This is a genomic window from Patescibacteria group bacterium, assembly GCA_026415775.1.
Lineage (GTDB): Bacteria > Patescibacteriota > Minisyncoccia > UBA6257 > JAAZHW01 > SKW32.
In genome coordinates this window covers 98,283-119,343 of record JAOAGL010000001.1, presented here as the reverse complement: position 1 = coordinate 119,343, position 21,061 = coordinate 98,283, and the positions used below count along the sequence as shown (strand labels likewise).

The 21,061-nt window shown below is 32.0% G+C and carries 22 protein-coding genes and 4 tRNA genes; 13 read left to right on the top strand and 13 right to left on the bottom strand.

The genetic code is table 11. The features are described from left to right. Nucleotides 1-8: 8 nt before the first annotated feature. Nucleotides 9-1,616: a type II secretion system GspH family protein gene (locus N2692_00680; protein ID MCX8015812.1), complete on the bottom strand. Its 1,608-nt coding sequence runs from the start codon at nucleotides 1,614-1,616 to the stop codon at nucleotides 9-11. Between the two features lie 56 nt (nucleotides 1,617-1,672). On the opposite strand from N2692_00680, the gene N2692_00675 reads away from it, so the two are divergent. From N2692_00675 to N2692_00635, 9 genes are all read left to right on the top strand, one after another. Further along, a tRNA-Arg gene (locus tag N2692_00675) sits at nucleotides 1,673-1,744 on the top strand. Between the two features lie 250 nt (nucleotides 1,745-1,994). Then, nucleotides 1,995-2,672: a 1-acyl-sn-glycerol-3-phosphate acyltransferase gene (locus tag N2692_00670; protein ID MCX8015811.1), complete on the top strand. Its 678-nt coding sequence runs from the start codon at nucleotides 1,995-1,997 to the stop codon at nucleotides 2,670-2,672. Between the two features lie 50 nt (nucleotides 2,673-2,722). Continuing rightward, nucleotides 2,723-2,795, top strand: a tRNA-Lys gene (locus tag N2692_00665). 47 nt (nucleotides 2,796-2,842) lie between these two features. Continuing rightward, the gene (locus N2692_00660) at nucleotides 2,843-3,415 is read left to right on the top strand and encodes an LOG family protein (GenBank protein MCX8015810.1); all 573 of its coding nucleotides are present in this window, start codon (nucleotides 2,843-2,845) and stop codon (nucleotides 3,413-3,415) included. A gap of 24 nt (nucleotides 3,416-3,439) precedes the next feature. Continuing rightward, entirely contained in the window at nucleotides 3,440-3,790 is a 351-nt protein-coding gene (locus N2692_00655) for a translation elongation factor-like protein (protein MCX8015809.1), read from the top strand. A gap of 22 nt (nucleotides 3,791-3,812) precedes the next feature. Next, complete coding sequence (locus N2692_00650; GenBank protein ID MCX8015808.1) at nucleotides 3,813-4,283, top strand: MgtC/SapB family protein; 471 nt, start codon at nucleotides 3,813-3,815, stop codon at nucleotides 4,281-4,283. Then, a complete protein-coding gene (locus N2692_00645) occupies nucleotides 4,270-5,436 on the top strand; it encodes a hypothetical protein (GenBank protein MCX8015807.1) in 1,167 nt (388 codons plus the stop codon). The genes N2692_00650 and N2692_00645 overlap by 14 nt, the downstream gene beginning before the upstream one ends. A gap of 30 nt (nucleotides 5,437-5,466) precedes the next feature. Next, complete coding sequence (locus tag N2692_00640; protein ID MCX8015806.1) at nucleotides 5,467-6,393, top strand: hypothetical protein; 927 nt, start codon at nucleotides 5,467-5,469, stop codon at nucleotides 6,391-6,393. A gap of 4 nt (nucleotides 6,394-6,397) precedes the next feature. Further along, nucleotides 6,398-6,480: transfer RNA gene (locus N2692_00635), tRNA-Leu, on the top strand. Nucleotides 6,481-6,579: 99 nt separating this feature from the next. Here the strand turns inward: N2692_00635 and N2692_00630 are convergent. The 9 genes from N2692_00630 to N2692_00590 all read right to left on the bottom strand — a co-directional run bounded on the left by N2692_00630 (nucleotide 6,580) and on the right by N2692_00590 (nucleotide 13,772). Next, nucleotides 6,580-6,903, bottom strand: coding sequence for a hypothetical protein (locus tag N2692_00630; protein MCX8015805.1), 324 nt, complete (start codon nucleotides 6,901-6,903; stop codon nucleotides 6,580-6,582). An 86-nt stretch (nucleotides 6,904-6,989) separates the two neighbouring features. Then, nucleotides 6,990-7,340 carry a hypothetical protein gene (locus N2692_00625; GenBank protein MCX8015804.1) on the bottom strand — a complete coding sequence of 117 codons (351 nt, stop codon included), beginning with the start codon at nucleotides 7,338-7,340 and terminating at the stop codon, nucleotides 6,990-6,992. A 2-nt stretch (nucleotides 7,341-7,342) separates the two neighbouring features. Next, nucleotides 7,343-7,915: a pilin gene (locus N2692_00620; protein MCX8015803.1), complete on the bottom strand. Its 573-nt coding sequence runs from the start codon at nucleotides 7,913-7,915 to the stop codon at nucleotides 7,343-7,345. 4 nt (nucleotides 7,916-7,919) lie between these two features. After that, entirely contained in the window at nucleotides 7,920-8,369 is a 450-nt protein-coding gene (locus N2692_00615; GenBank protein MCX8015802.1) for a hypothetical protein, read from the bottom strand. Further along, entirely contained in the window at nucleotides 8,369-9,652 is a 1,284-nt protein-coding gene (locus N2692_00610) for an extracellular solute-binding protein (GenBank protein MCX8015801.1), read from the bottom strand. The genes N2692_00615 and N2692_00610 overlap by 1 nt, the downstream gene beginning before the upstream one ends. Nucleotide 9,653: 1 nt before the next feature. Next, complete coding sequence (locus N2692_00605; protein ID MCX8015800.1) at nucleotides 9,654-10,184, bottom strand: class I SAM-dependent methyltransferase; 531 nt, start codon at nucleotides 10,182-10,184, stop codon at nucleotides 9,654-9,656. A 29-nt stretch (nucleotides 10,185-10,213) separates the two neighbouring features. Then, entirely contained in the window at nucleotides 10,214-12,718 is a 2,505-nt protein-coding gene (gene gyrA, locus N2692_00600; protein ID MCX8015799.1) for a DNA gyrase subunit A, read from the bottom strand. Nucleotides 12,719-12,726: 8 nt separating this feature from the next. Then, entirely contained in the window at nucleotides 12,727-13,131 is a 405-nt protein-coding gene (locus tag N2692_00595) for a hypothetical protein (GenBank protein MCX8015798.1), read from the bottom strand. Beyond that, complete coding sequence (locus N2692_00590; GenBank protein ID MCX8015797.1) at nucleotides 13,128-13,772, bottom strand: MBL fold metallo-hydrolase; 645 nt, start codon at nucleotides 13,770-13,772, stop codon at nucleotides 13,128-13,130. The genes N2692_00595 and N2692_00590 overlap by 4 nt, the downstream gene beginning before the upstream one ends. A 91-nt stretch (nucleotides 13,773-13,863) precedes the next feature. On the opposite strand from N2692_00590, the gene N2692_00585 reads away from it, so the two are divergent. From N2692_00585 to recG, 4 genes are all read left to right on the top strand, one after another. Continuing rightward, a complete protein-coding gene (locus N2692_00585) occupies nucleotides 13,864-14,967 on the top strand; it encodes a S1 RNA-binding domain-containing protein (GenBank protein ID MCX8015796.1) in 1,104 nt (367 codons plus the stop codon). A 12-nt stretch (nucleotides 14,968-14,979) separates the two neighbouring features. After that, nucleotides 14,980-15,585 (top strand): hypothetical protein, encoded by a 606-nt coding sequence (locus tag N2692_00580; GenBank protein MCX8015795.1) that lies wholly within the window; start codon nucleotides 14,980-14,982, stop codon nucleotides 15,583-15,585. Nucleotides 15,586-15,597: 12 nt separating this feature from the next. Further along, a tRNA-Arg gene (locus N2692_00575) sits at nucleotides 15,598-15,669 on the top strand. Nucleotides 15,670-15,685: 16 nt separating this feature from the next. Beyond that, entirely contained in the window at nucleotides 15,686-17,779 is a 2,094-nt protein-coding gene (gene recG, locus N2692_00570) for an ATP-dependent DNA helicase RecG (GenBank protein MCX8015794.1), read from the top strand. Between the two features lie 3 nt (nucleotides 17,780-17,782). On the opposite strand, the gene N2692_00565 is transcribed toward recG, so the two are convergent. From N2692_00565 to dnaA, 3 genes are all read right to left on the bottom strand, one after another. After that, a complete protein-coding gene (locus N2692_00565; GenBank protein MCX8015793.1) occupies nucleotides 17,783-18,337 on the bottom strand; it encodes an HD domain-containing protein in 555 nt (184 codons plus the stop codon). 5 nt (nucleotides 18,338-18,342) lie between these two features. Beyond that, complete coding sequence (gene dnaN, locus N2692_00560) at nucleotides 18,343-19,443, bottom strand: DNA polymerase III subunit beta (GenBank protein MCX8015792.1); 1,101 nt, start codon at nucleotides 19,441-19,443, stop codon at nucleotides 18,343-18,345. Between the two features lie 153 nt (nucleotides 19,444-19,596). Continuing rightward, nucleotides 19,597-20,967, bottom strand: coding sequence for a chromosomal replication initiator protein DnaA (gene dnaA / locus N2692_00555; protein MCX8015791.1), 1,371 nt, complete (start codon nucleotides 20,965-20,967; stop codon nucleotides 19,597-19,599). Between the last annotated feature and the right edge of the window lie 94 nt (nucleotides 20,968-21,061).

Sequence of the window (21,061 nt, the reverse complement as noted above, 5' to 3'; positions counted from 1 at the left end):
ATTTTAGATTAAATTACCAAAACCCCTTCACCCCGTGAGATACGGAGGTATCTCACGGGGATCAGCGGGCGCAGCGAAACCCCACAGGGCTGCTCTGAGTCGTCGCGTCCCAATATCAAGTACAGCGTCAACGCCCCGGCACTGTCACCACCATCCCAATACCCGCCGCGAAGCAGAACACGGCCGCTGTAATAACCATCATAATGATAAATCCTGCCCATTCCTTGATTGACGTTCCAAGAAGAATTGGAAGGTCTGATTTCATTGTAAGAAAGATCACCATAACTAGTCCAGCTGGCTGTATGTTCTGACCACTTCCAGGTGTTGTCGGAAAGAATGGTAGGATGGTTATTGACCAGAGTATCATTTAAATCTTTCATTACATGTTCCCAAACATTGCCCGCCATATCCCAGATTTCTTCATTATTGGAAAGAATTAATTTGGCTTTGGGATTGCGATTAATTCCCTTTTCCGGGTTAGCGCCATCATAGCCGCAGGCATCGTTAGAACCGACATTACCCCGAAAAAGACAGCCAGAACCAACCGAACCACCTGACCAATTCTCTTCCACTTGCTCAGCATTTCTGACAATGGTCATCCATTCTTGATTAGTTATCAGATGACCGCCTAATGATTGACAAATGGCTTTGGCTTCATTATGACTAACACCGGCAATCGGCGAACCATAAGGAGAGGAAACGACATTAGTGTTTGACCAAGAAGACGGACAGTCGGTTCCGGTTTTGCCCCAATCCCAGGTATCGTAGCCAGAAGTATAATAACAAGCTCCAGCATCATCAGCGCCAGAACCGGTTTTAGAGTATTTAGCTTCAAATTGCATCACCCAGAAATCATTGGTGCCGTAAAGAGAACTGCCCGGCACTTTAATCCAGTTGTGAGGAAAGATAATGGGAGTGAGGGTTAAATTATTGCCGACCTCAAAACCATTCACCACATCTCCGCCATCAGCGGGAGCGCTTTCTTGGCGATATTTTTGTGATTCAAAAAGAGCGGTTAATTCCCAAGAACCACCGGTAACATAAGTATAATAATTGCCTGAAGTGGTTGAATTAATGGGGTCAATGGGCAAAGCAGAAATAGGAGCGCCAACATCTAAAGAATTAAAGTTAACTGGAATCCAACCGCTGCCATCAATTTTTCGGTAATTATCAGCGTTTGAACAATGATAAGACCAACCTGAGGGAAGTGGCGGTAAGCCCAAATCAGAACAATTAGAATAGTTAGAAGGGATGGAGATATAAACAATGGTGGAAGAACCAAAAAAACCATTAGGATTGGAAACAGAATAAATTAATAAAGCTGAGTTAATAGCTTTTAAATCTGCCTGGCGTCTCACATCTCTGGTTCTTTTCAACATTTCTGCGGGATTCAAGCTAACAACAATCACAGACATTAACACAGCTAAAATAGCGATAACAATTAAAAGTTCAATGAGGGTGAAAGAAGAAGAGGTTTTAGTGAGAAAAAATCTCTTGATTACTATTCGCTTATCTTTAATAGTAAATCGCATAAGGGGAATAGGAGGGGCAAATTGACTATTTTGGATATTATAACTTACATAATTTTTTCTTTCAATTTTTCTTTTAATATGCAATGGGGTTGATTTTTAAAAGAAAAGTATTAAATTTAAAAAAGAACTTGCAATTTCTAGCCCTCGTGGTGAAACGGATATCACGCCAGTCTTCGGAACTGGAATTGGGGGTTCGAATCCTCCCGAGGGCACTCGAGCAAAGCGAGAGTGACCTCGAGCAAGCAAACTGCTTTGCTTGCGTGGAGGATTCGAAGCCCGCAGCGATGTGCGAGTTTTTCCGCGCAAGCGGAAAAGGCGAGCACCGCGAGGGGCGGCCTGCGAGAATCTGCCGTCAGGCAGATTACTTGTAGGCGAATCCCTCCGAGGGCACAATTGAAAAAATTAAAAAAACTAATAAAATAAAGTGGGTTTTTAAAAATTTTTATTAGAAGGAGGTTTAGAATGTTATTCTATAAACTACTCTATTTTTTTGTTTATTCCTTAATCAGACCGAGATTAGAAAAAATTGAGGGATTGGAAAATTTACCAAAAGACGGAGGATTTTTAATTATTGCTAATCATCAGAATAATTATGATCCGCCAATAATAGCTGCTGCTCTTTATGCCTACTTTAAAATGTATCTTTTACCTAAAAAGAAAAAGGTTTTCTTTATTGGTGCCAAGCATCTCCAGAAAAATTTTCTTAAATATCATGTAATAAGCACAATATTAACGCTCGGAATGGATAGTATTGGCTATTTGCCAGCAGCGCGCGAAAGTTTAATCAAGGCTGTTAAATTAATTAACGAAGGAAATATAGTGGTTATTTTCCCAGAAGGCCATCGAAATCCCTTTTCCTCTTTAAAAAAAGGAAAAAGGGGGGCGGCGGTAATAGCTTTAATAAGTGGTTGTCAGATTATTCCTATCGGATGTTTTGGACCGAGCACTTATGGATTTAAAGAGGGTGTTATCGGATTCTTTGCGAAAAAAGAAATTCGAATTGGCAAACCATTTCAACTCGAAATAAAAAATCAAAAAGAAATTGATGAAAATCCCCAGTTTTTAATTGAAGCTACCAATCGGATAATGACTGAAATTGCAAAAGTAGCAAATAAAACATATCAACAGGTCCTTTTTTAAGGACCTTTTTTTTCTTGAAGAAATCCAAAATTTCCTTAATATATAAATATCCGCCCATAGCTCAATTGGCAGAGCAGTTGCCTCTTAAGCAAACGGTTGCAGGTTCGAGTCCTGCTGGGCGGACTGATTAAATTTTTATTTTTAAAATTTTTTAATTATAATTATTCTATATGGAAATTTTTAAACCAAAAATCAAAATTGCCATTTCCGGCGCTGCCGAAACTGGTCTTTGTAGTCCCCAAGCAATGGAAATGTCTATGGAATTGGGACGGGAATTAGTTAAACATGATTGTGTTGTTGTAACAGGTGCCACAACAGGTGCTCCTTATTGGGTGGCTAAAGCCGCCAAAGAAGCAGGGGGAATTGTTATAGGTTTATCACCTGCTATTTCCGAACAAGAACATGTTAAAAAATATCATCTTCCAATTGATTATCACGATTTAATTATCTATACTGGGTCGGGATACGCAGGACGCAATTTACTTTTAACCCGCGCTGCTGATGCTGTTATAACTATTTGCGGTCGTATTGGTACATTAAACGAATTTACTGTCGCATTTGAAGAAAACAAACTCACAGGAGTTCTAGAAGGAACAGGTGGTATTTCAGATATGCTTAAAGAAATTATTGAAAAAGCACGTCGCGGACCCGGCAAAGTAATTTTTAATAGTAACCCGAAAGAATTAGTAGAACAATTAATTGAAGCTATCCATAAAGAAAAGAAAACAAACAATCATTTTTAAAGGTCGATTTTTAAAATAAAAAAAATGCCTAAAAAAACCAAAACCACATCAAAAAGCAAAAAATCAAACAAAAAATCTAAAAGCAAGACCAAAATTGTAAAATCCAAAGCAAAAACCCAGAAAAAAGAAAAATTAGTAGGTGTTGTTACACATTATTTTGACAAAATTAGTGTAGCGGCTTTAAAATTAAAAGCCCCTTTATCTATAGGTGATAAAATTCTCTTCCGCAGTCATTTAGGAGATTTATTTGAACAAGAAGTTACCTCAATGCAAATTGAACACGAACCAGTTAAAAAAGCCAAAAAAGGCGATGAGGTTGGAATTAAAGTTATTCAAAAAGTACACGAAGGAAATGAGATTTATTTAGTCGAATAACCTTTTATAAAAATCAACTTTAATGAGTGGAGATTTAATCATTCTCGGACAACTTCTTTTATCTTTATTATTGGGTTCTCTTATTGGATTAGAAAGACAATTAGCCCAAAAACCAGCAGGATTTAGAACTTATTCGCTTGTTTGTTTAGGTGCTACTTTATTTACTATTATCTCCGAAACAATGGCTTTAAAGTATAAAGCCATTGGTGGCAATGGATTATCTTTTGATCCATCACGCTTAGCTTCACAAATTATTGTTGGCATTGGATTCCTCGGCGCTGGCGTTATTATTTTTCATCGTTCCAAAATTTATGGCATCACCACTGCCGCCAGTTTATGGGTTTCGGCAGCCATAGGTATGGCTGTTGGTTTTAAACTATACAGTTTAGCTATTATTGCTACTTGTCTAGTTTTAATTGTTTTGATTATTTTTTATTTTGTCGAAAAAAGTTTAACTAGAAAAATTAAAAAATCTTCCGATGAGTCAATTTAAAAAGATTGAAATTTATTTTGCCGCTTCAACAATTTTAGCTGGCACTATTTTAGGTGCCGGAATTTTTTCTTTGCCTTATGTCTTTTCACAATCAGGTATTTTAATTTTTTTATTTTATCTCATTTTAGCAACGCTAATCTGCACAATTACTCATTTAATTTTCGGTGAATCTCTTCTAAGAACAAAAGAGGAACATCGCTTTATTGGATTGGCAGAAATTTATTTAGGCCCTTGGGCGAAAAAATTAGTCACATTGACCACTTTTATTAGCGTTGGAGGTTGTCTTTTGGCTTATTTGATTTTAGGCGGTCAATTTATTTACAATTTTTTCAATATTATTGGCCAACCAATAGATTTAAACTTAGCTGTTTTGCTGCTCTGGTTGTTTGGTTCTTTGGGGGTAATTCTAGGCATTAGATTTATCAGTTTTGGCGAAGCTATTGGAGCTATTTTAATTTTAATTTTAATTTTTGGATTTTTTATTCTAGGGGCACCCCATCTAAATTTAGCAAGCGTTCCTTTAATGAATTTTAAAGATTTTTTCTTGCCTTATGGCGTTTTACTTTTTGCTTTATCTGGTGGTTCAGCCGTGCCGGAAATTTTTAATTATTTCCGTAAAAAATCTCTAACACCCCATGAAATTAATTTTAAAAAACCTATTATTTTAGGTAGCATCGTCCCCGCTTTTTTATATTTAATTTTTGCACTAGGTATTTTGGGAATATTAGGCAATGGCAATATTCAATGGGATGTAGTGCCTCAACTAATTTCCAAAAATCCCATTTTGGGCATCACGACTGATTTGCTTGGACTCCTTTTAATTATTACCTCTTATTTTATTCTGGCTTTTAACTTCAAAAATGCTCTAATTTTTGATCTCCGAATCAATAAAAAATGGGCATGGTTCGTTCCTGTAATCTTACCTCTCCTTCTTTATCAATTAGGCATTCATAATTTTATTAAAGTCATTGGATTTTTAGGCGCTTCTATATTAGGAATTGAAAGTTTATTAAATTTTCTCATTCATAAAAAAGCTCAACAAAAAGGAAATCAAATTCCACCTTACATTATAAAAATTCCACAATTTATAAGAATTATTCTCATTTTTCTTTTAATTGGAGGAGCTATTTTTGAAATAATTCACAGTTTTTAATTATTTGAAAAATTTAATTATAATAAAAATATGGCGGAAATTCTTAAAAAACCACCATCTCAAATTAAAATCCGCACACTTGAAACTGATGTTGAAGACCTTCGCAAAAGTGGTGGAGGATTAGTTAGTGGAAAAATTCTTGGAAGAGATTTTGAAGAAATAAGCCAGAAAATTAATCAGGAACAGGTTATTACTTTTTTCCCTACTGATACCGCTGATCAAGAAATTAAACCTCAGAAAAAAAATTTACTTTTTATTATTGGCGGAACAATTTTGGGATTAGCAGTAATTGTCGGCCTAATTTATTTTCTGTCTCACAAACCCCAGACTCCTAAAACCTCTATTACACCAACTCCAAAAGCCCAATACGTTTCGCTATTAATAAATTTCTCCGGTCAGTCTGTTTATGAATTAATGGATTTGTCCTTGGATGACTTTGAAAAGATTCTTATTAAAAAGCATCTGCTTGGTCCTCAAAATATCCAAGAAATTATTTTTACAAAATCCACGGGAGATTTTATTACAACCGACGAATTTCTTCGTTTGCTCTATAATAATTTTTCAGGCATAGCTTCTAGTGAACAACCGAAGTTTTTTGCTAACTTTTCATTTATTGTTTATTCCGATGAATTAAGCAAAAAATCAATCGCTTATGTTAGTAAAATCAATGCCTCGGGCTTATCAGTTTTTGCTTTGTCAAACTTAAAATCAAAATTTGGTTTAGCTTTTGAAAAAATGATTGAACAAAATCCTGATTTATTAACCTCTCAATATCTGGAAAATATTGGAAGTCCAACCCAACCATTTTTACCCAAAGAAATCGGACCAATAAAAGCTCAGTACATTAAATTTTCAACCGGCAATGAATTTTATTATGGTTTTTACAATGAGTATTTTATTGTTGCTACCAGCCAAAAAGCATTTGAAAAAATTTTGGATTTGATTTTAATAAAATAAATTGGCCGAGGTGGCGGAATTGGCAGACGCGCTAGGCTTAGGACCTAGTCCCATTTGGGGTTGAGGGTTCGAATCCCTCCCTCGGCACTCAATTAATACAATAATTTTCTAACAGATTTTTTGATAAAAAAATCAAGGCCAGTTTTAAAAACTGGCCTTGATTTAAAATTGACATATTTCTTCTTATTAAACATTCATCTGCTCGTTAATTAAACTGCCTACAATACTTGTAATACTAAAGGCTAATACTGCTACTACTAAACCAATAATAGCATAAATCAAATATTTACTAGCTTGTTTTACTTTACCAGCATCTCCTCCAGAAGTAAGATATAAAAATGCGGCATAAAGACCCAGACCAACTGATATAACTAAAATAATAGTATAAATCCATCGAAAGACGGTTTTTACGACGCCCAACCAAGTACCTAAGTCCTTGGGTTGTGGCGTATTGGCTGTAGCTACGGTTTGAGCAAAAACTGAAACTGCTGGACCTAAAACTAAGCTCAATGTTATAACCCACAAACCAATTTCTTTTATTTTTTTCATATTAAATTTGTTTTAATTATTTTATTTAAACGACCTTTTATTTTTTATTATTTTGTTGTCGTTGTTAAAATTTTAATCACAATTTCTTTAATACTAAAAGCTAAAACAGCTACCACTAAAGCCACTACCGCATAATAAATTTGATTTCTGGCTTTTTTCACATTTTCTGTTTTTTCGCCAGCTGAAAAGAAGGTGAAAGCAGCCATTAAAACAAAAATGCCGGCTATTGCCAAAATAATTCTATACATCCAGGCAGCAACATTGTTAATTATTTTAATTACATCATCTACATTTTTCACTTGAATTGTGGGTAAAGCCTCATTCGTTTGGGCCATTATTAAAATTGTCGGCATTAAACCAACAATAATTAAAAATGGTAATACAATTTTTTTCTTCATATTTATTTTGCCAATTGATTAATAATATTGATAAGATTGGCGACGGTAAAAATACTAATAATTGCCAAAGCAACCGAAGTCCAAATTAAAATATTTTTTCCTGTTTTAACATTTTCGGGTTTAGCAGTTCCTAATAAATAGGAGCCGTATAAAAATATAACTATTGATAATGGGCCTCCAATAAAAAGTAAATATTGCTGAATAGTATTTAATAAATCGGATAATCCTTCTGCTTCAGAAATAGTGGTCTGCCCAAACTCAAATAAACCTTGCAAAATAATGATTACCACTAATCCAGCTACCGCCCAAGTTAAAGCGCCTTGGGCTTGTTTAATTTTTTGAGGATTGCCCATTGCTGTCATCATCAAAATTGCACCCCAGATTGTCATAATCGCAGTTAACGGCACAGCAATCTGCATTAGCCATTTAACAATCGTTTCAGCTAATCCTAAAAGAGTTTTACCTCCCAAAGGATCAGGAAGTCCTTCTTGAGCAAACGCATAATTTGTTAAAAATACTGCTATTAACAATATAGAAAAAATAAAAAATTTGGTCAATAATTTGTAAAAAATCATATTTTTATTCATTTACAAATATTATTTGAGGATTCCAAATTTGCTCCAAATTAATCGGTTGCTTATTTATAGCCAAAAGAATTATATTTATAATTAAGCTCACGCCATAAACAATCATTAATCCAACAAAAGCTGCCAAAATAATATTTTTACCACTTTTAATTTTTGAAGGGTTGCCTTGAGAAATTATCAATGTAATACCACCATAAATTCCAAATCCAACCGCTGCCCAAAAAGCGATTTGTCGCAATAAAAGAAAGATATTTTTTACAACAACCATAAAATCAACCAAGGTGCATTGACCCGATTCGGCACAAGCAGAAGAAATACCTGATAATAATCCTTTATTAGCTGTTTGTTGCTCAATATCTACTCTAACTTGCGCAAAAACCGAAATACCCGTTGCAAACAACGAAATTAAAAGCGCAAAAAAAATTATTTTTTGTTTTTTCATTATTTATTTATTAAATCAACAGCTTGTGATAAAGCAACACCCACGCTGCTTCGACCGCTTATTATTGATTCTAACATATTTTTCAAAATCTGAGTATTCTTCTCCGGATTAAATTGTAACCAGCTTTTAGCTACTAAACTCTGCTCGCAGAAAACACTTAATTTATCATATTTTTGACATTCACTAATTAAAGTGCGCATTGGAGTTGGACGCTGAGTTAAATCCATATAATCTTTCATTCCATTATTTATTATATAATAAATAAAATTCCAAGCCATCTGCGGATAGCGTGAAGTAGCAGAAACAGATAAAGCCCAATAATTAGCTAAATTTTGTTTTAATTTTGCATTGGTGGGTTGCGGCAAAAAAGACACAGAATAATTCAAATAAGGATTTAAACCCTCTATTTTTTTCATGGCAGAACTATAAGCAATAATCATTGCTACTTTATTTTGAGCAAAAAGCTCAATATCATTACCAAATGATGCATTCCAACAATAATTAGGTGCAACAGGATTAGCAAAACTTAAATAAAAATTAATGGCATCTTGAGCTTTAGGATTATTAAATATAGCCCTTCCCGATTCATCAACCAATTGTTGACCATTTTGCATAATTAAAGTTAATAGAATTTCGGTGGGATAAGAAATATTATTCACTGTTCCCAAAGCCACCCCCGATTGGAAAATAGAACCAACTGTATCTTTTTTTGTTAATAACTGAACATCTTTAATAAATTCATCCCAATTTTGAGGAGGCAAAGCAATACTGGCATTATTAAACAAATCTTTGTTATAAAACAAAGCCAAGGTATCAACCCATAAAGGCAAAGCCCAAACACGGCCTTGTGAATCATTATTGTAATATAAATCAGAAGCCACCACATCAACAAAGGCGTTTTTTAAATCTTTTAAAGTGACAGTTGAGGGATAAAGTTTATTTATGTGTTTAGGAATCCAATTATTTTTTATCATTAAAATATCCGGCCCTGATTGAGACGCCAAAGCATCAATAAGTTTTGTTTCATATTCGGTTTCATTAATTTTTTTGTAACGAATGGTTACATTAGGATAAATTGCGATAAATTTTTCAATTAAAGGTTTAAAATAATCCTCATTATCAATACCCCAAAATTCCAAAGTCATTGGCGGCATTGGAGGAGATTTTTTTTGTTGGTTTGATTTCAAACCAGGCAAAATTCCCAATGCCATCAAAACAACAATTAATATAATAACGCCAAAAACTAGGAAAATAATTTTTTGTGATTTTGTAAGTTCAGCCATTTTATTTTATTAAAACAACGCACCAATGAGTGTCGCTAATATTGATTTCTTTGAATAATTTGAAATTTTCTTTAGCGGCTAATTGAATAATTTCTTCTTTATCAATTCTTTCTTCTTTCGGTGGGCCAATTATTGAATCTTTTTTCCAATCAATAATCGCCATCTTACCACCCTTCTTTAAGATATTAAACGCTTCTTTCACTACCTTATCTTTAAGATCTTTGGGGATTTGAAAAAAAAGATTAGCAGCAATCACCCAATCACAACTTTCTTTGTCTAAAGTGCTCGTTTTTTCCAAATTAGCCCAGCGAGTTTCAATAATTTCATTTAATCCTCTCATCTGAGCTAAGGATCTCACTGATTCCAATTGCTCTGGAACAACATCAATAGCGAAAACCTTACCTTTTGATCCCACCGCTTGCGCTAATTCCAACGTAAAATAACCGCTTCCACAACCAAAATCCGCTACAATGGCACCAGTTGGAATATTTAATTGCGCAATAACAATTTTAGGATTAAACATTTCGGCCATATAATATTATAATTTTAACACAAAAAAAATTATAATACTACCACACCAGCCACTAAATCTCCCGTTTCTAAACGAATGATTCTTACGCCCTGCGAAGTACGGGATTGCTGCGAAATATTATCTAAATCCGTTTTAATTAAAATGCCAGTTTTAGAAATAATTAATGCTTCCTTATCTTCTTTAGTAATTACCCTAATAGCTACCACTTTTCCTGTTTTTTCAGTAATTTTGGCCGTTTTGATGCCTTGACCGCCGCGATGTTGCAGACGATATTCTTTTAATAATGTTTTTTTCCCAAAGCCATTTTCAGTAACCACCAATAATAAACCCTCTTTCATTATTGAAGGAATCACATCAAAGCCTCTCACTTCATTACCCGCTTCTTTTTTTAATTTAATGCCCAAAACACCAGCCGCTACCCTTCCCATTGGCCTCAAATCTTTTTCAGGGAATCTTAATGCCTGCCCATAAGCAGATAAAACAATAACTTCATCCCCTTTATTAACAATTTTAGCGTCTTTTAACTCATCACCTTCTTTTAATCTAATAGCTATTAATCCCGAACGTCTTACACTCAAAAAATCTGCCAAGGGAGTTTTCTTCATAATGCCATTTTTGGTTACTAGTGCTAAAAATCCCTCAGGCTCTTTTTTTTCATTAAATGGGTAATTGACAATCGCGGCGATTTTTTCATTTTGAGGCAATTCCAGAAAATTAAAAATACTCTTGCCTCGCGATGTTCGACTGCCCAAAGGAATTTCATAAGCTCGCAATTGAAAAGCGCGACCAGCGGTTGTTAAAAAGAGTAGATTATCATGGGTATTAGCCACAAGAACGTGTTGAATTTTATCTTCTTCTTTGACATCAAATCCTATTAAACCTTTTCCTCCACGTTTTTGAGCTTTAATTGTTTCTGGTACAAACGATTTAATATAACCATCCTGACTCATCATTATAACAACGTCTTGTGCCTGAATTAAATCTTCATCTTTAAATTCACCAATAGCAGCATTAACAACTTTTGTTTTGCGCTCATCGCTATATTTCTTTTTTAATTCAGTTGTTTCGTCTTTAATAATCTGCAAAATTTTCTTAGGACTACCTAAAATTTCTTCCAGCTCTTTAATTTCTTTTTCTTTTAATTTAGCTTCTTCTTCAATTTTAATTCTTTCCAAGCCAACAAGTGTTTGAAGTTTCATCTCTAAAATTGCTTCTGCTTGAATAACGGTTAATTTAAAATTTTTAACTAATTTTTCTTTTGCTTCATCACGACTTTTCGAGGTTTTAATTGTTTTGATAACCGCATCAATATTCTTTAATGCCTTTAATAAACCTTCTAAAATATGTAAGCGGGCTTTGGCTTTCGCTAAATCAAACTCTGAGCGCTTGCGAATAATATTTTGGCGGTGTTTAATAAATTGCTCAAGCAATCCTTTCAATGAAAGAGTTTGGGGTTGAATACCATCAACCAAAGCCAAAAAATTAACATGGAAATCTTTTTGTAAGTCTGTATGTTTAAATAAATTATTTAAAATTTTTTGGGGATGAGCATCATTTTTTAACTGGATAGTAATACACAATCCTTCTTTATCAGATTCATCACGAATATCCTTAATTCCTTCAATTTTTTTGTCTTGTACTAACTCCGCAATTTTTTCCAATAAAGCAGATTTATTAACTTGATAAGGAATTTCCGTAATCACAATATCAAACTGACCTGATTTTCTTTCTTGAATATCAGCTAGAGCTCTTACTGTAATCGCCCCTTTACCAGCGCTGTAAATTTCTTCTAATACCTTGCGATTATAAATAACACCACCAGTTGGAAAATCAGGACCTTGAACAAAATTTAATAAATCTTTTACCTCAGCTTGAGGATGATCAATTAAATAAACCACAGCATCGCAAACCTCTCCTAAATTATGAGGGGGAATGTTTGTTGCCATTCCTACAGCAATACCTGATGTGCCATTAATAAGTAAATTAGGCAGTTTGGCTGGCAAGACAGTGGGCTCTTTCCGAGTTCCATCATAATTATCTTGGAAAGGAACAGTTTCTTTGTCTAAATCCTGAAGCATCTCCTCAGCCAAAACTGCCAAACGCGCTTCGGTATAACGCATCGCTGCTGGTGCATCTCCATCAATTGAACCCCAATTACCTTGACCTTCGATTAATGGGTAACGCAAAGAAAACGGTTGGGCCATTCTTGCCAAAGCATCGTACACCGGCACATCGCCATGGGGATGATATTTGCCCAACACCTCACCAACAATGCTCGCTGATTTTCTAAATTTGGATGAATGCCAAAAACCAGCCTCACCCATCGCATACAAAATTCTTCGCTGAACCGGCTTTAAACCATCACGCACATCAGGTAAAGCTCGCGAAACAATGACGCTCATTGCATAATCTAAATAAGCCGTTTTTAATTCTTCGGTAATTTCACGGGGAACAATTTTGTTATTATTAGAATTATTTTTTAAATCTTCTTTGTTTGGAGAATTATTATCGGATTTTTTATTTTTATATTTCATAGTTTTTATTAAAAGAGGAAGTGTTGAATTAATTGCGCATACGCTTTATATTGTACTAGAATTTGCTGTGCTAAATGTGAAGTAAAATTGAAAATTCTAATTACTACTTGCACGGAAAAAGAAAAGAATGAGAGTAAAACCTGGGAAGTTTTCTTTAAAAATGGTAATAAAGAATCCTGATAAACCGCATAGATACCTTTTTTGAAAACATCTACTTTACTAGGAGCTGATTTATTTTGTTCTTCTAAGGCAATTCTATTCTCGCTCACTTGGTTGCTAAAAATACTAATCCACACCAAAAAACCTATTAAACCAACCACAACTAAAGAAATTTGAAGTAAATAAAGCCTTTTTTCGTAGGGCAAGGATTGAATAAAAACAAAGAAATTTTTTATTTTTTTTATAATTTTCATGATTGTTTTAAAATATATACTTTAATTTCTTCTCCCCAATTTTCTAATTCTCTGCTTTTAATTAGTAATTTATCCATTTCTTCGATTTTTTTGATTTCCATTTTATTTAGAAAAGTATTTAATTCTCCTCTTTTTATTTTTAAACCGGGAATTTTATAATACATCGGAATAACGATTTTTGGCTCCACCTGTTTTATAACCTCAACCGCTTGAACCGCATCAAGCATTTCACCGCCACCTATAGGAATTAACATTATATCTATTTCTCCCAAAAAATTTCCCGCTTCCGGCGTCCATTCTTTATTATTAATCATTCCTAAATAAGCAACTCTAATATCCTCCATTTTAATTGTATAAATGCTTTTCACTAATCCTTCTTTCACGCTGACCACCATTCCCCGAATAAAATTATCTTTTAATTCATAATCACCGGCATTATTAATAATAAAAATTTCATTTTCTTTTTTATTTGAATTAAATAAACTATCACTTAAATTAGAAAAAACGCTTAAATAAACGTCTGTTTTATGACGCGGAATAGGCAATCCCGAATCTTTACTAGGAGTTTCGGTAAGTATAGAAAAACGGTTGCCAGTTTCAGTAATTTTAAAACATCCTTCGCCAAACCATTCAAGAGTCATATTCTTTATTTTAATTTTTTAAAAGTTTTTTTCAACTCTTAGCCTCTACACTCTGGACATTTTTAAAGAAATTTGCTAATCTATTTACACTATGTTGAATCAAAATTCCACTCCAAATTCTTCTACAATAAAGAGACGGCCTTCTTGGCTCCACGCAACTAATTTGCCGAAGTTAAACCCCGGCACAATTTTAGAAGCTAAAATTATCAAAAAAGCATCAAAAGCGTTATATCTAGATTTAAATCAATACGGCACGGGTTTAATTTGGGGCGCTGAATTTATAAAATCGGCTGATGTTATTAAAAATCTAAAAGAGGGGGATATTGTCCGAGCGCAAGTTTTACATCCAGAAAATGAATTCGGAATGATTGAAATGATGTTGCACGATGTCGTACCCCATGAACAATATCAAAATCTAAAAGAATTGATTAATAAAGATGAGATTCTTATTGGAAAAGTTATGGGTGCCAATCGCGGGGGATTAATAATTAAAATTGACGATATCCAAGGATTTTTGCCAACTTCCCAAATGTCTGAAGACCACTTTCCAAAAGTGGAAGGCGGTGACAAAGAAAAAATTTTAGAAGCGCTTGAACAATTAGTGGGAAAGGAAATCAAAGTAAAAATTCTAAATTTCACCCCAGCTGATGGTAAAATTATTTTCTCGGAGAAAAAAATAGAGGAAGATAAAATAAAGGATTTGATTAATAAATATAAAGTGGGTGATGTGGTTGAAGGAAGTCTATATAAAATAACTAGTGGCGGAGCAATTATTTCCCTTAAAGACCATCCTCTAATTAAAGCGTTTTTACCCATTGATGAAGCATCTTGGTCTCCAGTTGATAAATTAGATACAATACTCAAACCAAACACCTTTTACCAATTTAAAATTACATCTATCAATAAAAACAAAGAGATTATTCTTTCCCTAAAAGCATTACAACAAGATCCTTTAATTGAAAAACTCAAACAATACCAACCACAACAAATAATTAAGGGGAAAGTGTATAAATTTTTACCTTTTGGAGCATTAATCCAAATTGATTCGGATATATTTGGTTTTATACACTCTTCCGAATTTGGAGGTATTGAAAAAATGCAGCAACAACTAAAACTCAATGACGAAGGTGAATTTATTATTAGTAATATAAATTTCAACGAAAAACGCATTAATCTTCAAATAAAAAAGGATTAAAATATAAATATAATGGCCAAAAAATTAGACGCTATTGCTAATAATCAAAAAAAGCCGGAAACTGTTTTAGATTTACGAACAATTAATAAAAAAACAGTTATTGTTCCGCCAAAAAACAATAATACAGAAAATCTGCAGAAACAATCTCCCACCACAGAAAAAACAAAAAATAAAAAAATTCAGCCAATTTGGTGGACGGTTGAAGAAAAATATTCTTATAATTCTTGGCTTTCAATTATCTTTTTTATTTTATCTCTCGTTTTCATTATTGTTGCTTTCTTGCAAAGTAATTGGATTTTTTTCGTTATCATTCTTTTAGCTGATGTATTATTTGTTTTATATTTCTTAAAACCCCAAAAATCTATTTATCGTTTAACTGAGGAAGGATTGTATGTGGCTGAAACATTTTATTCTTATAATGATTTAAATTATTTTTGGATTATGGAAACGGCTGATAAAAATTTTATTATTTTTAAAACTAATAAATTTTTAAATACCAATCTTTTTGTGCCATTTAAAAAAGAAAAAACAGATAAAATTAAAGAGTTTTTAAAAAATTTGTTACCAGAAAAAGAAATTAAACCATCACTAATTGATTTAATTGCTAATATTTTTTAAGCTAAGACTGCTGCCCCCATAGCTCAACGGATAGAGCGCAGCCCTGCGGAGGCTGAGATCGAGGTTCAATTCCTCGTGGGGGTACAAACTTTGGGTTATAATGAAATATATGTATGATTTTCAAACACCTATTGAAAAATTGTCTGGTGTAGGGAAAAAATATTTAACAAAATTTAAAAAAATTAATATTGAAACTATTAAAGATTTATTATTTTATTTTCCCTTCCGATATGAAGATTTTTCAATAGTGAAAAATATCACTCAATTAATTCCCAATGAAATCGTTACTATTGAAGGGAAAATTTTAGATATAAAAACTTTTAAGACATGGCACAAAAAAATGTACATAACAGAAGCTATTCTTCAAGATGAATCCGGTGTAGTAAAAATTCTTTGGTTTAATCAGCCATTTCTTACAAAAAATTTGAGAATTAATGAGTTTATTAGTGTTGCTGGCAAGTTAATAATTGATAAAAATGGCACTTATTTTTTACCATCACATTATGAAAAAATTAACGATTTGAATAATAAAGAAAGGAGAGAAACAGGAGGGTTAATTCCAGTATATCCGGAAACTGAAGGTTTAACATCTCGTGCTATAAGATTTTTCATAAAAAAATGTCTTAAGGAAACTCGCATACCAATTGACTGGCTACCCCCTTATTTAAAAAATAAATATAATTTTCCTGATTTAAAAAAAGCCCTAAACCAAATACACTTCCCCAAAAATTTAAAAGAAGCAGAAAATGCTCAGAAGCGTTTTTTATTCGAAGATTTATTAATTCTAGAATTAATAATTTTACAACAAAAATCAAAATTACAACAATACAAGGGATTTGCTATTAAACCCAATTTAGAAATCCTCAAGGAATTTGCTCAATCATTAAATTTCCAATTAACAGCAGATCAAAAAAATGCAGTTTTAGACATTTTAAAAGATTTTCAAAAAGGAAAACCAATGAATCGCTTATTGCAGGGAGATGTCGGCTCTGGCAAAACAATCGTCGCTGCTATTGCCTCTTTAATGACAGTTAAAAATAATTATCAGGTTGCCTTTATGGCTCCTACGGAAATTTTAGCCAATCAACATTTTCAAAATTTTAATAATCTTTTCAAAAATTTTGATATTAGTATAGGTTTAATAACAAGCAGTAATACCAGATTAAGTTGGGAAGGTTTTGTCTCTGATATAAATAAAAAAACATTTATTCAAAATTGCATTAATAATGAAATAAATATCATTATTGGCACTCACGCCCTTATTCAAAAAAATATTAAATTTCAAAAATTGGGACTGGTGATTATTGATGAACAACATCGTTTTGGTGTTGAACAAAGACAAAAACTTTTAACCAATCATAACGATTTTATCCCTCATTTATTATCAATGACTGCTACGCCCATACCGCGCACTTTAGCTTTAACATTGTGGGGTGATTTGGATATTTCAATAATTAAAGAGTTACCAAAAAATAGAAAACCAATCATTACAAAAATTATTACTCCAAATCAAAGAGAAAAAGTTTATGAATTTATTAGAGAAAAAATTAAAGAAGGTAGACAAGTTTTTATTATTTGTCCTTTAATTGATAATTCAGAAAAATTAGAGGTTAAAAGCGTCACCCAAGAATATGAAAAATTAAAAAAAGATATCTTTCCGGATTTAAATATTGCTATGTTACATGGAAAATTAAAAAATAAAGAAAAGGAAGAAATTATGAAAAAATTTTTAAATAGAGAATATGATATTTTGGTTTCTACTTCTGTAGTGGAAGTTGGTATTGATGTACCTAATACTTCTATTATTTTAATAGAAGGCGCTGAAAGATTTGGTTTGGCTCAATTATATCAATTTCGAGGCCGAGTAGGTCGTGGACCTTATCAATCTTATTGTTTTTTATTTACAGAAAATAATAGTTTAAATACCCAAAAAAGATTAAAAGCTATCTTAACAGCTAAAAATTCTTTTGAATTAGCCGAAAAAGATTTAGAATTAAGAGGACCAGGGGAATTTCTAGGTACACGCCAATCAGGTTTGCCTGATAATTTAATGAGAGCTTTAACAAATTTATCTTTAGTGCAAATTGCTAAAAAAGAGGCGGAAATAATTTTAAAATCCGACCCAGAACTGAAAAAAAATATACTACTTCAAAAGAAAATTCAACAACAAAAAATTTTAGAAATTATTCATTGAAATTTATAAACCTAAATCATCACTAATTTTCTGCATCGCCTTCAAACAAATCTCTGAAAATTTTTCTAATGATAAACCTAATTCCGAACAACGGCTAATGATTTCTCGATTTGCGCCAGCGGCAAATCTTTTTTCTTTATAGCGATTTAAAATCATCTCAACATTTAAATCATTGATTTTTTTTGAAGGTAAAACCAAGGTAGCAGCCACAATTAAACCCGTCATTGGATCCGTACAATGAATAGCTTTATCTAATAAAGATTCTCTCGGAGTATTATTTTTTTCATTATGAGCTTTGATAGCGTGCAAAATATCTTGATTTTTTAATCCTAATTTTTCTAATTCCTCCACTGCTACCAATCCGTGTTTTTCTGGAAATGGCAACATTTCTTTATAATCATAATCATGAAGCAAACCAGCTAATCCCCATTCATCCGGATTTTGACTGAAAAAAATAGCTAATTCTCTCAAACAAGCCTCAACCGCCAAAGAATGTTTTACCATATTAATATCTTGAATTTTTTCTTTTAATAAATTAAAAGCTTCTTCGCGTGTCATAATTATTAATTATTTTTAATCGGCATTAGAATATAAAAGTAATTATTATCGGTTGGTGATTTAATAAATAATGGTTTTATATCTCCGTTAAAACCTAAAAACACTTCTTCACTCTCAATATTTTTTAATCCATCAATTAAATAATGCCAATTAAATATCAATTCCTGATTTTCACCATTAATTTCAGCATCTAATTCTGATTTAGTCTCACCAATACTTGATTCTTGATTATAAACAATAAATTTATTAGGTGATTTTATTTTAATATTTACATTATTAATTTTTGATGAAAAAACAGAAGCTAATTTAATGGCATTGTATAAAAATTCTTTATTAATCAATACAGTAGTTAAAAAATCTTGAGGAATTATAGATTGATAATCAGGAAAATTACCTTCTATTAACCGAGAAATTATTTGAACATCCTCTAAATCAAACATTACTTGGTGTGGGTCGAAATAAATTTTAACAACTTTATCTTCTTTACAAATTTTTAGAAATTCTTGGATAACTTTTAATGGAATAATAGCGCGTAATTCGGTAATATTTGTTTGAAATTCATTATTTTTTAAGGTTTTCTCCGCTAATCGAAAAGTGTCTGTAGCTACCATTTTTAATTCATTATTTAAATAAAACAAAATTCCATTTAATTCGATTCTTCTATCAGATGAGGCGGCAGCTGAAATTATTTGATTTAAAGATTTTTTTAAGACATCACTTTTTATCTCGATATAATTATCGGATTTAATAGTTGGAATAATAGGATATTCTGAATCTTTAATTCCTTGAATAATATTTTCTGATTTATCGGTTTTTATTTTTAATTTTGAATCTGTGGAATCTAATTCAATTTTTGATTCAGAAATATTATTTAAAACCATTCCTAAAATATTAGCCGGCACTGTTATCCCACCTTCATCCACAATTTTTCCATTAATCCAGCTAGTAATAGCAATTTCTAAATCAGTAGAACAAATTTTTATTCTTCCATCATCGGTAGTAATTAAAACATTTTTTAGTATGGGTAACATTACCCCACTACCAATTCCCCCTTCTACATCAGAAAAAGACTTTTTTAAATTTTCCTTTATAACAATAATTTTCATATTTTAAATTTGTTGTTGTAATAGAGCGCGACTTTTTTTAAATAATTTATCTAATAATTTGAGATTTTTAACTGATTTTTTGATTTTTTAATTTTGGATTAGTTGTGAATAAATTTTGTATAAATGAAATAAAAATTTGGATAACCAATTGAATTAATGACGATTATATATTTTTTCTTTTATTAAATTAATTTCTTGGGTTAATAAATGATTTTTTAGTAATTCCTGAGTGATTTTATTATAAGCATGCATTATTGTGGTATGGTCGCGGCCTCCTAATTTTCGAGCGATTGTTGGAAATGAATATTTTAAATATTCTCTTAATAAATACATGATAATTTGACGTGGTTTAACTAATTCTTTTTTCCGAGAATGACTAATTAAATCTTTTTCGGGAATATTATAAAATTCTCCTACGGTTTTAATAATTAATTCAGGCGCAATCATCATTACCCTTTGATTGGTTATTTCATTTAATAGATTTTCTATATTTTCTTTAGTAGGATTTAATTTTCTAATTTTTAAAATACCCAATAAACGCGTTAAAGCACCTTCTAATTCGCGAATATTATAAGGGAATTTCTCAGCAATTAACCCTAAAATTTCATCAGAAAGAAAGATTTCAGAATGATGAGTTTGTAATTTAAGCTTTAAAATAGCCATTCTTGTTTCAAAATCCGGATAAGAAATATCTGCTACCATTCCTCCTTCAAAACGAGACCTTAATCGTTCTTCTAGGGTTGAGAGTAAATAAGGCGATCTGTCTGATGAAATAATAATTTGCTTATTATTTTCATATAAAGTATTAAATGTATGGAAAAATTCCTCTTGTGTTTTTTCTTTACCAGCAATAAATTGAATATCATCAATAATTAAAACATCAACTTTGCGATATTTATTTTTTACATCTTCCATTCTTTTATTTTTGATTCCATTAATTACTTCATTAACAAAAGTTTCTGTTGAAACATATTTAATTCCAATTTTATTTTTATAATTTTTCTTTAATTCATTACCAACGGCTTGGATTAAATGAGTTTTACCCAACCCAACACCACCATAAATGAATAACGGATTATATTTTTTCCCCAATTCTTGAATAACAGCCATAGCGGCCGAGTAAGCCAATTCATTATTAGAACCAACAATAAAATTTTGAAATGTATATTTTGAATTTAAATTAGTTTTTGGATCAATAGAAAAGTCATTTAAATTCAGATTTTCGGTTTCAATGGTTGCCTCCACCTTCTTTTTGGTGATTAAAACAGCTGGTTTAGTAGTCGGTTGGATTTGATAGCGAATTTCTTTGATTTCCGGCTCGAAATTTCGGATAATTTTAAGCAATAATTTGTTATATTTGGTCTCTACCCACTCTTTTGCGAAGACACTTTCTAGACTAATTACTACATAATCATCACCTTTCTCGGTTAAAGCGCTATTTTTAAACCAAGTTTGAAAATTTGGCTTCGAAATTTGAAGTTCTAACTCCCCTAAAACCAATTGCCAAAGCTCTTTATTATCCATATTCACACCTATTATGCGAAAAATAATAAATTATTCAATATTTATTATAAAAAATAATAACAAATTAATATCCTTGCAAATGTGGATTTCCTGT

Bases quoted from the DNA above. Each gene is read 5' to 3' on its own strand.
- N2692_00670 (MCX8015811.1), top strand. From the start codon at position 1,995: ATGTTATTCTATAAACTACTCTATTTTTTTGTTTATTCCTTAATCAGA.
- N2692_00660 (MCX8015810.1), top strand. From the start codon at position 2,843: ATGGAAATTTTTAAACCAAAAATCAAAATTGCCATTTCCGGCGCTGCC.
- N2692_00655 (MCX8015809.1), top strand. From the start codon at position 3,440: ATGCCTAAAAAAACCAAAACCACATCAAAAAGCAAAAAATCAAACAAA.
- N2692_00650 (MCX8015808.1), top strand. From the start codon at position 3,813: ATGAGTGGAGATTTAATCATTCTCGGACAACTTCTTTTATCTTTATTA.
- N2692_00645 (MCX8015807.1), top strand. From the start codon at position 4,270: ATGAGTCAATTTAAAAAGATTGAAATTTATTTTGCCGCTTCAACAATT.
- N2692_00640 (MCX8015806.1), top strand. From the start codon at position 5,467: ATGGCGGAAATTCTTAAAAAACCACCATCTCAAATTAAAATCCGCACA.
- N2692_00625 (MCX8015804.1), bottom strand. From the start codon at position 7,340: ATGAAGAAAAAAATTGTATTACCATTTTTAATTATTGTTGGTTTAATG.
- N2692_00620 (MCX8015803.1), bottom strand. From the start codon at position 7,915: ATGATTTTTTACAAATTATTGACCAAATTTTTTATTTTTTCTATATTG.
- N2692_00615 (MCX8015802.1), bottom strand. From the start codon at position 8,369: ATGAAAAAACAAAAAATAATTTTTTTTGCGCTTTTAATTTCGTTGTTT.
- N2692_00610 (MCX8015801.1), bottom strand. From the start codon at position 9,652: ATGGCTGAACTTACAAAATCACAAAAAATTATTTTCCTAGTTTTTGGC.
- N2692_00605 (MCX8015800.1), bottom strand. From the start codon at position 10,184: ATGGCCGAAATGTTTAATCCTAAAATTGTTATTGCGCAATTAAATATT.
- gyrA (MCX8015799.1), bottom strand. From the start codon at position 12,718: ATGAAATATAAAAATAAAAAATCCGATAATAATTCTCCAAACAAAGAA.
- N2692_00595 (MCX8015798.1), bottom strand. From the start codon at position 13,131: ATGAAAATTATAAAAAAAATAAAAAATTTCTTTGTTTTTATTCAATCC.
- N2692_00590 (MCX8015797.1), bottom strand. From the start codon at position 13,772: ATGACTCTTGAATGGTTTGGCGAAGGATGTTTTAAAATTACTGAAACT.
- N2692_00585 (MCX8015796.1), top strand. From the start codon at position 13,864: ATGTTGAATCAAAATTCCACTCCAAATTCTTCTACAATAAAGAGACGG.
- N2692_00580 (MCX8015795.1), top strand. From the start codon at position 14,980: ATGGCCAAAAAATTAGACGCTATTGCTAATAATCAAAAAAAGCCGGAA.
- recG (MCX8015794.1), top strand. From the start codon at position 15,686: ATGAAATATATGTATGATTTTCAAACACCTATTGAAAAATTGTCTGGT.
- N2692_00565 (MCX8015793.1), bottom strand. From the start codon at position 18,337: ATGACACGCGAAGAAGCTTTTAATTTATTAAAAGAAAAAATTCAAGAT.
- dnaN (MCX8015792.1), bottom strand. From the start codon at position 19,443: ATGAAAATTATTGTTATAAAGGAAAATTTAAAAAAGTCTTTTTCTGAT.
- dnaA (MCX8015791.1), bottom strand. From the start codon at position 20,967: ATGGATAATAAAGAGCTTTGGCAATTGGTTTTAGGGGAGTTAGAACTT.